Below are 12,757 nucleotides of genomic sequence, written 5' to 3'. Positions count from 1 at the left end.
GTTTACTAGGATACACCTGCTAACTGTTTTTCTTTCGTTTCTAATGGTGCTGTCAGTGCTGCTTCTAAGTCAGCACAACCCAGCTTTTCTTCTAAGATTTTCATAACTTCGCGTCCGAAGTCGTTGGGGTTTTGTTGCCAAGCTTGCAAGCAGACTTCGCCGAAAAATGAACCAAGGGGTTCGGGATTCCAGAGAAGTTTTTTGGCTGTCCACGGCATCAAACTCATTGGATCATACCCTGGTTTGAGGATGCCCTCTTTGAAAGCATATTCTTCTAAATGGGTATGGGGTTGTAGTCCAATAAAGAAGATGGCTGGTTCGACTTTATCAGCACCAAAAATCCGTTCTAGTTCCCGGTGGTAGGCGATGGTTTGGCGGATGGTTTCGGGACGTTCATCAATGACGTTAAAGGAGTAGTTGACGGAAACTAAGTCGTTGAAACCAGCTGCTTTTAAATCACGGCAGTTTTGCAAGACGTTTCGCAGGTTATACCCCATCCGCATTTTCCGCACGAGTTCTTGAGAACCACTGGTAATCCCTATTTCAAAATAGTTCATCCCGGTTTTCGCCATCAAGTCGCACAACTGGGGTGTCAAATTGTCGGCTCTGATATATGCTGCCCAGTGGATATCTGTCATACCAGAATCGACGATTTTTTGCAAGAGTTCTATGGCATCGGCGATAAATTTTTTCGCGGGGATGAATTGGGCATCGGTAAACCAGAAGTTGCGAATGCCGCGATCGTATAATTGGCGCATCTCCGCAACTACTTCATCTGCTGGGTTAATGCGTACTTGTTTGCCTTCGACAACAGTGTAGACACAATAACAACAGTTGTGAGGGCAACCACGCTTAGTTTGTACACCTATATAAAAGTCTTGCTCTTGCAGGTAATAGTTAAATTCCGGCCAGATGCTTTCGATATAGTCGTAATTACAAGCCGTTTTTTCTATTGGGGTGGGTTGTTCGTGAATTAGCCGTTTCCGTGGTTGAATTTCTCCTGCAATGTAACAGCGTTCATCTCGGAAATCTCTGCCACTTAAAAGTTTTTCCAGCAGGGTTTCGCCTTCACCTACAGAAATAATTGCCCCTTGGGGTAAGCTTTTACCTAACTGTTCGTAAAATACGCTAACTGCACCACCACCTACAACTACACGGGCATCAGAATTATATTTTTGAGCGCGTTTCAAACCACGTTTGATTAAGCTCTGGTTTTGCCACAATTCTACATAGTAAGCGATGAAGATTCGCAAACCGCCCAATCCGCCGCGTAGTTTCAATAGAAGATTTTTGGCGTAGTAAAATTCAAAGGCATTTTGCAGTGGATTACCACCACGTCCGCCAACTGGGGCATAAATTTGAATATCCCGCCAAGAAAATACTAATAGTGTCGGTTTAAATTCATCGATACAGCGAGCCAGAGCAGAACTGTAATCTAAGGGTGGCACTGTTCCCAAATCAAAGATGCGCTGTTCAATATTAGGAAATTGCTTGTGGACATGATCGCTTAAGTAGACAACCCCAATCGGAAAGATGGGGTTACAAGGAAGGCGAACGTAAAGAATTCGATTTTCCATCATCTATGTTTTAACTTCCATCTTGCCAATCTGTGGAGAAAGCGAGAGAAACATCTAGTTTTAAAGTGTGTGCTTGTTTTATTTGGTTTTGTCGGTCGCAATCGTGCTTGACATTTCAGCCGATTATTGGTATTGACGAATCGGCTCTTCGCAACTGCGAAAAACCCTAAAATTGCTGTACATCAAACATACATGGAATCTATACAGAGCTTTATGAAGACATTTTTTCATATAGCTTTACCATAACATTGAGTTTATTCATTAAGCGATGATCCCTGTCGATTAATCCTGGGATAGATAAAAACAGCAAAACTCACTTTCTCGCTATGCTAAAAGCAAGGGGATCGTTGTTATGTCAATTCCCTAACAATCTGCTTTTAGAGAATCGAAACTTTTTTACCAGGAAAAAATATCAAAAATTTTCATTTCATAGTGTATAATTCCGAAAAACGTATGAATAATTACAAACAAAATTTTCTTAACTAAAAATATATCTTTAGACAGAAATAATCCACAACAACTCAGTTGGTATTCGCAGTTACAGCAACTGGGGATCGGTGAGTGCTAGGCTTGGCTAGTGTAATGTAAAATTGTGGCGTAAAGCTCCTCAGCAGTTATGGCTCAAATATTAGATCCTCTACCACCTGAGCAATCAGGAAAAATTCTCTGCTGCTATATTAATGCCACGAGCAAAATACAGGTAGCTCGCATTTCCAATATTCCCAACTGGTACTTTGAAAGGGTTGTTTTCCCTGGACAACGTTTAGTTTTTGAAGCTCCGCTAAAAGGTCAAGTGGAGATTCATACAGGGATGATGGCAAGTGCAATTTTATCCGATAAGATTCCGTGCGATCGCCTGATGCTCGAAGAACCCAGTACTTATGAGTTTGATACAGACTCATCAGATGGAAAAGACCCTATTAATACCAATTTAATGGTGCAGCAAATTAATACAAAAATCGGAGATACTACAAAACCCTTGCAAATCCTTGGTTTAGCCTCGGTTGATTAAAAAAAACAATTTTATCTAAATTTAAGGGTTGCTAATTCAGCAGCCCTTTTTGTTTATTATTTATTGGGCATTGGCTATTGGTTATTCTTCTTGTCCCCCTTATCTCATCTACAATCAATCTTATGAATCTGCCTTCATTTCTTTGGTTGTGGAAAATAGCCGCCTGGTCAATGGGATTATCCCTGCTGGCATATCTGATGTTAGCAGTTACTGGCGTTTGGATGTTTCGGGCGAGAAGTTCGCAGCAATTCCCTTTTATTACCCCATTTATGGGCGGAAATAAAGGTGTGCGATCGCTCCATTATACAATGGGCATCAGCATGGTAAGTTTAGTGCTACTGTTGCTAGCGATCGGCATTGTTGGCACTTTCGGGCACTTTGGCTCTTTAGGTCACTCGTCACACCTAATCGCTGGGTTGATAGTGGTAGCATTAGTTCTACTGTCTGCTTTTAGTGCGACCCAAATTAGTACCAGACGACCTTGGGCCAGACCCTTACACATCGGTGTCAATATTATTTTGTTTATAGGATTTGCCTGGGTATCCCTTACTGGTTGGATTGTAGTGCAAAAGTATTTACCGTGAACTACCACACGCCAACTACCAGGGAGATAGACCTACCCTACAATGAAGAAAAGCATTGTAATTGAGCCGTGACAGCAAACTCAGCCAATATCTCAGCTTCTGTTTTTCGTCTGTCTCCTTTGATTCGGATAACGTTGCTGAGTCTATACATAGCACTCACAGTCCCATTACCCTTCTTATCGCAGGTAACAGCTGCACCCGTACCTCCAGAATTATTGTGGATAGGGATTGGCATCGGTTTAGTTGCCTTGTACGCGGTATTAACTGAACAAGTAACGGTAGATGACCAAGGAATTCAGGTTACTTACCCCGCCTGGGTGCCTCGCTTTTTTCGTAAAGGCTGGTCTTTACCTTGGTCAGAGGTGAAAGAGTTAAAACCCCGTAGCACTGGGCAAGGAGGGCTAGTTTATTACTTCCTCAGCCAGGATGGGAAAGCTTATTTACTACCGATGCGTGTAGCTGGATTTGCCCGTTTCGTGCAAATTGTCCAAGTAAAGACGGGCATTGATACCACAGATGTTCGCCCTTTAGCACAGCCGTGGATGTACCTGATTTTACTGGGATTTACTCTGCTGCTACTATTAGTCGATGGCTGGGCGATCGCTACAGCCTTAACCACTGCACAATTAACTTAAAATTGGGTATGGGCATTGATCTTCTCCCAAGTTCCCCAGTCCCCATCTCCCCACTCCCCTTGAATACAGCAAAAGCCACACTCAGGCTAGAGCAAGTTAATCTGTTTACAAAGCTGAAAACCCAACTTCCCGGCAATCAGCAGGGATACCCGATATTGCAGGATATTTCCTTAGAGGTATTCCAGAGCGAACGCATTGCCATTGTAGGTCCAGTAGGCGCTGGGAAAACTTCGTTATTACACCTCATCAACCGCCTAATTGAACCCACGAGTGGTAAACTCTATCTAGAAAATCAAGAATATCGCCAAATTCCCGTTATCCAGCTACGGCAGATGCTTGTACTTGTATTGCAAGAGTCAAAGCTGTTGGGGATGACAGTTGGGGAAGCCTTGGCTTATCCTTTATTTTTGCGTGGTTTACCCAAACAGACAATTCAGCAACGAGTCAATCATTGGACAGACCAACTGCACATTCCCAATGAATGGTTAGAGCGAACAGAGGTGCAACTTTCAGCAGGACAACGACAACTAGTAGCGATCGCTCGTGCCTTAGTCATCCAGCCTAAAATATTATTATTAGATGAGCCAACCTCTGCCCTCGATACTGGTACGGCTTCTCATCTAATACAAATCTTAACCCAGTTGAGTCAAACTCATCAAACCACAATTCTGATGGTCAATCACCAACTGGAACTAGCCCAGATGTTTTGCACTCGGTTATTACACCTACAACAAGGTCGTTTATTCGCAAATCAAAAAGTCTCAGAGATGAACTGGGTTGAATTACGAAAAAGCTTAATTCAAGCAGAAGCTCAAGATGATTTTGGATTTTAAATTTGGCTTGATGAGGAGACAGAAGTCAGGAGTCGTTATCTTACTCCCCGATGCCCAATACCCCATCAAACTTGACTACTAGTAAGTGTTGAACGTTGATTATTAAATCTCTCTCTAGCTAACTTTGTTGTCTGTGACTGTGAAATATTGGTATTCAAAATTTCCATGTTAAAACGGTATCCAACATTGCGGATAGTTTGAATTAAATTGGGTTGCCGAGGATCGAGTTCAACCTTTTTTCGCAGCGATAAAACGTGAGTATCAATGGTACGAGGGTTATCAATAGCGTCAGGCCAAGCACGACGCAGCAATTCCGATCTACTTAGAGGTACTCCCCCAGCTTGTGCTAAAACGTACAGTAAACTGAATTCCTGGGGGGTTAAGTCAATGAACTCCCCTTGGAAGCGGACACGACGCTGAACTAAATCGATTTGCAAGGTGCCATAATCCAAATAAGCTGGTGCGGTAGGTGTGCGCTTCCGGCGAATCAGTGCCTCTACCCGTGCCAAAAACTCTTGCATTCCAAAAGGTTTGCTCAGGTAATCATCTGCACCCGCCTTTAAACCTGCGACTATATCAGCTTCACTATTACGGGCAGATAGCATTAAGATTAGAGGCTGTTGCTGACGATGCAACCAACGACAAAACTCAATGCCATCACCATCAGGCAGGTCTGCATCCAAAACTACCAGTGTTGGTTGATGGCTTAAAAATACTTCCCTTGCTTGATAAATACTGGCAGCTTGATGCACGCGGTATTCCAGTTGTTGCAAGTGCCAACCCAACAACGACCTCAGATGGGGATTCCCCTCAATGATTTCTATACAAACCGAACCCACGGTGGCAAGACCCCTTAGCGTCGATGACTTTCAAAGTAACAAGCCCATCTCTAAGGTTTTGTAGCCTTTGTTACTTCAATTGCGATTAACTTTACATTTCCTAATAAAATAAGTGGCAATATCTTTAATTTATGCCTTGCCAATAGGCAATTAGAAATATTATTAAATTTTTATTAAATTTATCGAAAGTTTTGTTAGACTTATGAAAAGTTCTTTTAACTTAACATTTTGTTTTTAGATGGGTGTAATGTGGCAAATATCTATAACCCAACCAGCTAACAACAACAGCTTTTTAACCTGATTCAAGCTGATGGTAAAAGTGGGTTTTTTCGCAAAAATTTAGTGTTCCCATCCAGGAATATAACATCAATACAATTGGGCTGTTGATTGTGAAAATCAAAAAAAAATAACTTAGCAGCTAATTAGAATCGATGTTTTCTGGAATAAAATTAAAGAAGCTTGTAGCTGCTATGAGGGTACTACCCAAAGTAGATGTGTTGACTTTGAGTTGATGCCAAAGTGAAATTACACTTCACTTTTGAGCGTGAATCATTTACAATTCTCATTCCAAAGAGATTAATACAGCAGTTATGCTCCAAGACACACAAACCATCCGCTATTACCAAAGACTTACCGACGCCTTCGTCGAGCTATGGAATCGCGGTTATCGCACGGATGATATGCGGATGTATTTGGATGGATATCTAGCCGCACTGCGACATAGCAACGTCATTGAACCTTTTCTGATTCATCGCCTAGAAGAGGAAGCCAGCCGCTACTTGTACGATGGATCGAACTTTGCAGTCCCGCAACCACAGCCACAACCCGATTACTACTAAGTACCATTTACCTGGTCATTGATAGTAACCGTTAATTACCGCAGATGATTATAGCATATTATTTGTATTAGTCAACGGGTTGTCGTGGTGTGAAATTTTGGAGATATTGTATTGATTAAACGCATCCCCTCAGTCCTATATTGGTTTTGCCAATATAGGACTGAGGGGATTGTTGGCTAGGTATGAAACTAAGTCCAACAAAGAGTATTTTTGTCAGAAACCGATTAAAAAACCCTTGAAAGGGGAGAGAATATAGTGTCTCTCCTTTCAAGGATATTAAAAATGGCAGATTGCCTTGATTGCGAAGGGCAAATTCAGCAGTGTATCCTTTAGTTTGCGTAAAGAAAGATTAAGAAGCTAATGCTACTTCTACCTTTTGCTGCAATTCACCTTTTTGGTATAGTTCAATTAAGATGTCAGAACCGCCAAGGAATTCACCATTGAGATACACTTGGGGAATTGTGGGCCAGCTAGAGTATTCTTTAATACCTTGACGAATTTCAGCGTCTGATAGAACGTCAACCGTCTCAAAGGGAACTCCCAAGGTATTGAGAATCTGCACAACGTTGTTGGAGAAACCACATTGGGGCATTAACTTGTTTCCCTTCATGAAAACTAAAATCTTGTTTTCTTGTAGCAAGCTATCAATTTTGTCTTTGAGTTCTGGTGTCATGGTATTTATGTTTCCTATGTTGGATTCAACAGTGAGGAGTGAGGAGTGAGGAGTCTAGATTCATAACTCCTAACTTCTAACTCTTATTTACGAAGTTGCTGTTGCTTGCCAAGCTTCGGGAGTGTATGTTTTCACCGCCAAGGCATGAATCGCTTCAGTTGACATAGCTTGACCCAACGCACCATAAACTAACTGGTGCTGTTGCACTAATCCTTTACCTGCAAAGTGCGATGAAACTACTGTCACCTGATAGTGGTCGCCGCCACCAGTCAAGTCTTGCACCTGAATCTGTGCGTCTGGCAGTTCCGCCTTGATCATTTCCTCAACCTGTTGCGGACTAATCATCGCAATTCCTGAAAAAACTTACTTTTCTATTATTAACAGATATAGAGCAAATGCCTGTGCCAACTTCAGGTTTTGGCAAGGCTGTAGACAAAGGCGCTTCTGAGGTGTATTGCTTGAGAACGCCGGGTCAAGGTTAGGGCAGATAGCTCTATCCTAGCACTGGGGCGTTCCCAAGCAACTGCTTAGGAGAATGTAGGTAACAAAGAGGTAACAAAAATTTAATTTATTTTTTTGGGGATGAGGAGGATGAATTACCACCTTCTCTGGGATAAGGAGAATCAACAAAACCCAACTCAAACAACTGTTTATAGGCTTTCTTGCCTAAATCCCGCGTTGGGTTTTGACTCTTAATTATTTGAATCAACAATGGTACAGCTAATTCTGGCTGATTTTGTGCCCGATGTACCAATGCTAGCTGAAAAGTAGCTTCATCTCGCTTTTGGGCTGTTAATAGAGCTTTTTGACGTTGAGAATCAGAAACTCTGTTGTCAATTCCCGAAAAGCTAGAATTTAACTCTTGATAAAAATTAGATAGCTGATTATAAACTTGACGTGCTTCTTGCAGTTTTTTGGCAGCTAAAGGGTAGTTTTGAGCAGAAACAGCTTGTTCTGCATCTTTTAGTAAGCGATCGCCACCTGCAATGCTCAAAAGGCTGTTACTTTCGGTTATGGGGCGGAGGTTATTAGGAGCGTTGGGGTCAATGGGTTGTGGTTGGCTGGTAGTGCCTGGTGACTGTGATACCTGAGCATTCACAGGTGATAGCAGGCTGAGGACTGCTATAACTGATAAAACAGTACGGTGCATCAAGGTAACAGCGACAGCAGTGTTCATGGGATCAATTAGTGCGACAACTATATAAAAGAGTTACGGAAACTTCGGGTATCTTAACTCTGTTTTGGTCTTGGACAAAGCAAAGTTACATCCTAAGTATCTCTGATTTAGACTAAAAATCAGTTTAATAGAGTTCCCATTACCCCTGTATACCAACTAACTTATGTCGCTGTAATCAGCGATACCTACGGTGGAGTGCCTTACCATTTGTCTGACTACCGACTTTCTTCCCCAATAATTATCTCAGCTTAACTAGAATATTTGGCAGGAGAATTTTCCCAAATCACTGCTTGAAGTATTTGCGTAGGCTAGCAAAAACCGTAGGCATCGCACCAAACTAGTTCAGAATAGCGATATCCTCAGTCCGCGCTTTTCAACTTTTATTTAACTATCTGACCAAATAATCAAAATCTTTATCATCAAGTAATTCAGTAGTTTGCAGACAATTAATTAGCTATTGGCTCAAAAAAATGCCAATTTGGCTGAATATATGATCAATAGAGGGTAATCTATATATATACATCCTTAAAGGTTGCAAAATACCACTAATCTTTTGTGACTTACTCAGAATGAATATAGCAGTTAGCAATTAGTGTCAAATATTGAAAAGGTGCAGTTTCTAAATTATGCACGGTCAATAATTATGAAGTTTGACTATTTCAAGAATTAGTAACTTCTGCAAATGCGTGGTTAGTAATTTTTGTTTCTTGATGGCTCAATTGTTGCAGTGCCTTTGCTAAATCAGTTGTAATGCTTTTGGCATCTTGTTTTATAGAGCCATTCATGTAATCCGCGACTTTGATTGGAGAGCCAATGTCAATACTCACATCTGTACCCCAATTGGGATGAGATTGGCTGTAATTAATGCCTATGGGTATAATTTTCACTCCCAGCCCGGAATGACTAGATTCAGCACTCAAAGCAAGACGAGCAATTCCCGGCTTCAGCTGGTGAACTTGGCCATCACGAAAAATATTACCTTCTGGAAAGATTACCAGGGTTTTGTGCTGCTGAAGTAGTTCTACTCCATGTCGCAGCGTGCGAATTGACGGATGCTTAGAATTTACAGGAAACCCCCCCAAACGTTGGACAAACCAGCCTTGCAAACCTTGGCATTCGTCAATAGTCACCATAAACCGCAGGTCTTGTTCTCTCCGACAATCAGAGGTAGCGTAAGGTACGAGCAAGGCATCCCAACGCGCCCGATGAGTAGGCGCAAGGATCACAGGCCCAGTTGTAGGGATATTTTTTTGTCCGGTTATTCTAATTTGTCCAAAGAATAATGGTAATAGGCAGTGACGCCCTAATAAATATGCCAGAGGACTTAACCAAGGAGAAACCCTTGAGGTAGTGCTATCTACCTGAGGATTTACTGGGGTGTGCTGGCAAGTATCGGATGAAGAGTAAAATTCCATCATGACGAATGCAGCTGATTGACGGGTAAAATTTAATGAAATACCTGATTAGTTACACCGTAGATTCTCTTGCGTGACTTGTGTCGTACTAAATGGACAGTTTTACCTCTGTCCGTTATTTTACCCGACGCCGCTTAGTAGCAAACCAAGCCTGTAATTGCTGACGACAAGCTGACTCTAGTATGCCTCCGATTACCTGTAAGCGGTGATTAGAAGCAGCGCTATCGGGGATGTTAATAACTGTACGAATTGCGCCAGTTTTTGTATCGTCTACTCCATATACAAGTAATCCTAATCGTGATTGGACGATCGCACCTGCACACATCGGGCAAGGTTCGAGAGTTACATAGAGGGTGCATTCATTAAGATGCCAATTTTGTAAAGTTGTTGCCGCTGTCTTGAGAGCGAGAATTTCCGCATGAGCGGTAGGATCTTTGTCGCCCTCTTTTCTGTTTTCTCCTTGCGCTAGCAATTTGCCTGTCGAATCAATGATAACAGCACCTACAGGGATTTCACCTGCATCACCTGCTGTTTTTGCTAATTCTAAGGCATAACTCATCCATTGTTGATGTATAAGATATTCTGTATACTTAGTTAGCATATTCTTATCAATTAGATACTCCTTGCTTTAAAGGTGGGCAAACTTGCAGTACAGTTTACTGGCACAATGTCTAAGCTAGTAATGAAAAGTTTGTAGTAAGCACTTTAGTGCTTAGAAAATTAAAGAATAAAGTCCTTACTACGAACTTGCTCACCGAGTAATTTAAAATCCAAAATTGCCCAACACAGTATCACCAAAGAAATTGTTGGGGGCTAATTTGATTTCTAAATAGCGGCTTGGGCTAAAAGGGGATCGAGTTGACTTTGTGTGTCTAGCTGATAGAGGTCATCGCAGCCGCCAATGTGCTGGTTATTGATAAAAATTTGTGGTACGGAACGGCGGCCGTTAGCGCGTTCTGCCATTTTAGCTCTGGCTGCTTCGTCGCCGTCGATTTTGTATTCAGTAAAATTTACCCCTTTCCACCACAGCAGTATTTTGGCACGAATGCAGTAAGGACAAGTTTGCCAGGTGTAAAGTTCGACATTGGCTTTGACTCGCTCTGGATGGCGATTTAAAACGGGATTAAGAAAGTCCAGCATATTGATCTTAAGCAAGGTTTTCATTATGTCTCTAGCCTAGATCATTGCTTACCGCATCGGCGCTGGAACCCACTTTTGGAAACTCTCTAAATGATTCCAGTAAGATAAATATCCAGTCAATGCCCAAATTAGAGCGGCTACTATCAGCACTGCTACGCCAATTAGCCGCCAAGTTCGGTTGGTTTTCCAATAAAGAGTTGGTGCTGCAAAAATACCACCTAATCCAGTTAAAATAAAGCCGATTCCTGATAAAAGCGGTTGCTTTGTCAAATTCAAGTTGATGATCCGGATACCGACTACGATCGCAACTGCACCAGCAAAGAAGCCGTAAATTGCGATTGTCAATAAATCCCAACCTTGAGCCAGGGCGATCGCAGCTGCCACAAACAAGATTCCAAATAAGACACTTGTTTCACCGAAGGCAATGTTAAAGCTACCCATTACTGGCCAGGTGAAGCTCATGTGTAAACCAGTTGTGAGTGCGATCGCACCCGTAATTCCAAACCCCGGAATCCACGGTCTTTGATTAAAACTATCTATACCACGATACACATAGTCAGCGAGTAGAAATAACCCAGCTACCATGTTGATTAACATAAGGGTGATGTAGTCAATAAACACGATTTACCTCTGAATTTGACAAGTTATTTACTCTGCGCCTCATTTTTGAGTTTTTAGTGAATCTCCCAGCTTTTTTCTTTATTATTTTATACCTAAAGATAGATACTGAAGAAAAGCAATTTTCTAGATATACACTGTTACGCATTTGTACCAATTTTTAACTTAGTTACTTTTGAAGACGTTTTATACTGGAGTGGTTATGAGTAAAAAATCAGGATGTGTTAACTGGCACTTTTCTAACGAGTTAGCAGTAAAACTTAACTTTCTTCCACGTGTATCCGCCCTTTGGTAGACTTGAAAACTGAAATAGGCAGATTAAACGACGCAAATTCAAGCAACTGAGAGGGCAAACTCTGTGGAAAATTCACTTGGTTTAGAGATTATTGAAGTAGTAGAGCAAGCCGCGATCGCTTCCTCGAAGTGGATGGGCAAAGGCGAAAAAGACATTGCTGACCAAGTAGCAGTGGAAGCTATGCGGGAGCGGATGAATAAAATCTATATGCGGGGTCGCATTGTGATTGGGGAAGGCGAACGCGACAACGCACCTATGTTATACATCGGGGAAGAAGTTGGTATCTGTACCCAACCAAATGCCAGTAGTTTGTGTAACCCTGATGAATTAATCGAAATTGATATCGCCGTTGACCCTTGTGAAGGTACGAACTTGGTAGCTTATGGACAACCTGGTTCGATGGCTGTGTTGGCAATTTCTGAGAAGGGTGGATTATTTGCTGCTCCTGACTTTTACATGAAGAAGTTAGCAGCACCTCCCGCAGCTAAGGGCAAGGTAGACATCAACAAGTCAGCAACAGAAAACCTCAAGATTCTCGCTGAGTGTCTAGATCGCTCGATTGAAGAACTTGTGGTCGTGGTGATGAAGCGCGAACGCCACAACGATTTAATTAAAGAAATCCGTGAGGCTGGAGCGAGAGTCGCCCTAATTTCAGATGGTGATGTGGGTGCAGCCATCAGCTGTGGTTTTGCTGGAACTAATATCCACGCGCTGATGGGTATCGGTGCGGCTCCTGAAGGCGTAATCTCAGCAGCTGCAATGCGTGCTTTGGGTGGACACTTCCAAGGTCAACTGATTTACGATCCAGCAGTCGTAAAAACAGGTCTGATTGGAGAAAGCAGAGAAGCCAATATTGATCGCTTAAAGTCTATGAATATCAATGACCCCGATAAGGTCTATGATGCTCATGAACTGGCATCTGGTAAAACTGTTCTGTTCGCTGCTAGCGGCATTACCAGTGGTAATCTCATGGAAGGTGTACGTTTCTTCAACGGTGGAGCCAGAACTCAAAGCTTGGTAATTTCTAACCAATCGAAAACGGCTCGATTTGTTGATACGATTCACATGTTTGGTGAACCCAAGACTCTCCAACTGAACTAATTTTTAGGGAATGGGGAAT

Annotated in this window: 15 protein-coding genes; 6 read left to right on the top strand and 9 right to left on the bottom strand. The window is 42.1% G+C overall.

The features are described from left to right. Positions 1-5: 5 nt before the first annotated feature. Positions 6-1,580, bottom strand: a complete 1,575-nt coding sequence (locus tag NLP_RS17450; RefSeq protein WP_104907500.1) for a photosystem II high light acclimation radical SAM protein — start codon at positions 1,578-1,580, stop codon at positions 6-8. Positions 1,581-2,193: 613 nt separating this feature from the next. On the opposite strand from NLP_RS17450, the gene NLP_RS17445 reads away from it, so the two are divergent. The 4 genes from NLP_RS17445 (at position 2,194) to NLP_RS17430 (ending at position 4,641) form a co-directional block, all read left to right on the top strand. Continuing rightward, on the top strand, positions 2,194-2,589 hold the full coding sequence (locus NLP_RS17445; protein WP_104907499.1) for a DUF1830 domain-containing protein: 396 nt from the start codon (positions 2,194-2,196) through the stop codon (positions 2,587-2,589). A 122-nt stretch (positions 2,590-2,711) separates the two neighbouring features. Beyond that, complete coding sequence (locus NLP_RS17440) at positions 2,712-3,173, top strand: DUF4079 domain-containing protein (RefSeq protein WP_104907498.1); 462 nt, start codon at positions 2,712-2,714, stop codon at positions 3,171-3,173. Between the two features lie 68 nt (positions 3,174-3,241). After that, positions 3,242-3,808: a hypothetical protein gene (locus NLP_RS17435; protein WP_104907497.1), complete on the top strand. Its 567-nt coding sequence runs from the start codon at positions 3,242-3,244 to the stop codon at positions 3,806-3,808. Next, positions 3,712-4,641 (top strand): ABC transporter ATP-binding protein, encoded by a 930-nt coding sequence (locus NLP_RS17430; RefSeq protein WP_234016970.1) that lies wholly within the window; start codon positions 3,712-3,714, stop codon positions 4,639-4,641. The genes NLP_RS17435 and NLP_RS17430 overlap by 97 nt, the downstream gene beginning before the upstream one ends. A 65-nt stretch (positions 4,642-4,706) precedes the next feature. On the opposite strand, the gene NLP_RS17425 is transcribed toward NLP_RS17430, so the two are convergent. After that, positions 4,707-5,480, bottom strand: coding sequence for a response regulator transcription factor (locus NLP_RS17425; protein WP_094349507.1), 774 nt, complete (start codon positions 5,478-5,480; stop codon positions 4,707-4,709). A 590-nt stretch (positions 5,481-6,070) separates the two neighbouring features. On the opposite strand from NLP_RS17425, the gene NLP_RS17420 reads away from it, so the two are divergent. Next, the gene (locus NLP_RS17420) at positions 6,071-6,319 is read left to right on the top strand and encodes a DUF6761 family protein (RefSeq protein WP_104907495.1); all 249 of its coding nucleotides are present in this window, start codon (positions 6,071-6,073) and stop codon (positions 6,317-6,319) included. Between the two features lie 349 nt (positions 6,320-6,668). On the opposite strand, the gene grxD is transcribed toward NLP_RS17420, so the two are convergent. The 7 genes from grxD to NLP_RS17385 all read right to left on the bottom strand — a co-directional run bounded on the left by grxD (position 6,669) and on the right by NLP_RS17385 (position 11,345). After that, positions 6,669-6,992, bottom strand: coding sequence for a Grx4 family monothiol glutaredoxin (gene grxD, locus NLP_RS17415; protein WP_104907494.1), 324 nt, complete (start codon positions 6,990-6,992; stop codon positions 6,669-6,671). Between the two features lie 87 nt (positions 6,993-7,079). Next, positions 7,080-7,337 carry a BolA family protein gene (locus tag NLP_RS17410; RefSeq protein ID WP_104907493.1) on the bottom strand — a complete coding sequence of 86 codons (258 nt, stop codon included), beginning with the start codon at positions 7,335-7,337 and terminating at the stop codon, positions 7,080-7,082. Positions 7,338-7,560: 223 nt separating this feature from the next. Then, positions 7,561-8,169, bottom strand: a complete 609-nt coding sequence (locus NLP_RS17405) for a hypothetical protein (protein ID WP_104907492.1) — start codon at positions 8,167-8,169, stop codon at positions 7,561-7,563. Between the two features lie 659 nt (positions 8,170-8,828). Then, positions 8,829-9,587, bottom strand: coding sequence for a lysophospholipid acyltransferase family protein (locus NLP_RS17400; protein WP_104907491.1), 759 nt, complete (start codon positions 9,585-9,587; stop codon positions 8,829-8,831). A gap of 112 nt (positions 9,588-9,699) precedes the next feature. Beyond that, entirely contained in the window at positions 9,700-10,185 is a 486-nt protein-coding gene (gene tadA / locus NLP_RS17395) for a tRNA adenosine(34) deaminase TadA (RefSeq protein WP_104907490.1), read from the bottom strand. A gap of 224 nt (positions 10,186-10,409) precedes the next feature. Next, positions 10,410-10,724: a glutaredoxin 3 gene (gene grxC, locus NLP_RS17390; protein WP_104909910.1), complete on the bottom strand. Its 315-nt coding sequence runs from the start codon at positions 10,722-10,724 to the stop codon at positions 10,410-10,412. Positions 10,725-10,772: 48 nt separating this feature from the next. Then, entirely contained in the window at positions 10,773-11,345 is a 573-nt protein-coding gene (locus NLP_RS17385; RefSeq protein WP_104907489.1) for a DUF981 family protein, read from the bottom strand. Positions 11,346-11,700: 355 nt separating this feature from the next. Between NLP_RS17385 and glpX the strand changes: the two genes are divergently transcribed. Continuing rightward, on the top strand, positions 11,701-12,738 hold the full coding sequence (gene glpX, locus NLP_RS17380) for a class II fructose-bisphosphatase (RefSeq protein WP_104907488.1): 1,038 nt from the start codon (positions 11,701-11,703) through the stop codon (positions 12,736-12,738). Positions 12,739-12,757: the final 19 nt, after the last annotated feature.

Source organism: Nostoc sp. 'Lobaria pulmonaria (5183) cyanobiont' (assembly GCF_002949795.1).
Lineage (GTDB): Bacteria > Cyanobacteriota > Cyanobacteriia > Cyanobacteriales > Nostocaceae > Nostoc.
Note: the sequence above shows the minus strand (reverse complement) of the source record. Positions and strands in the feature narration are given on the sequence as shown.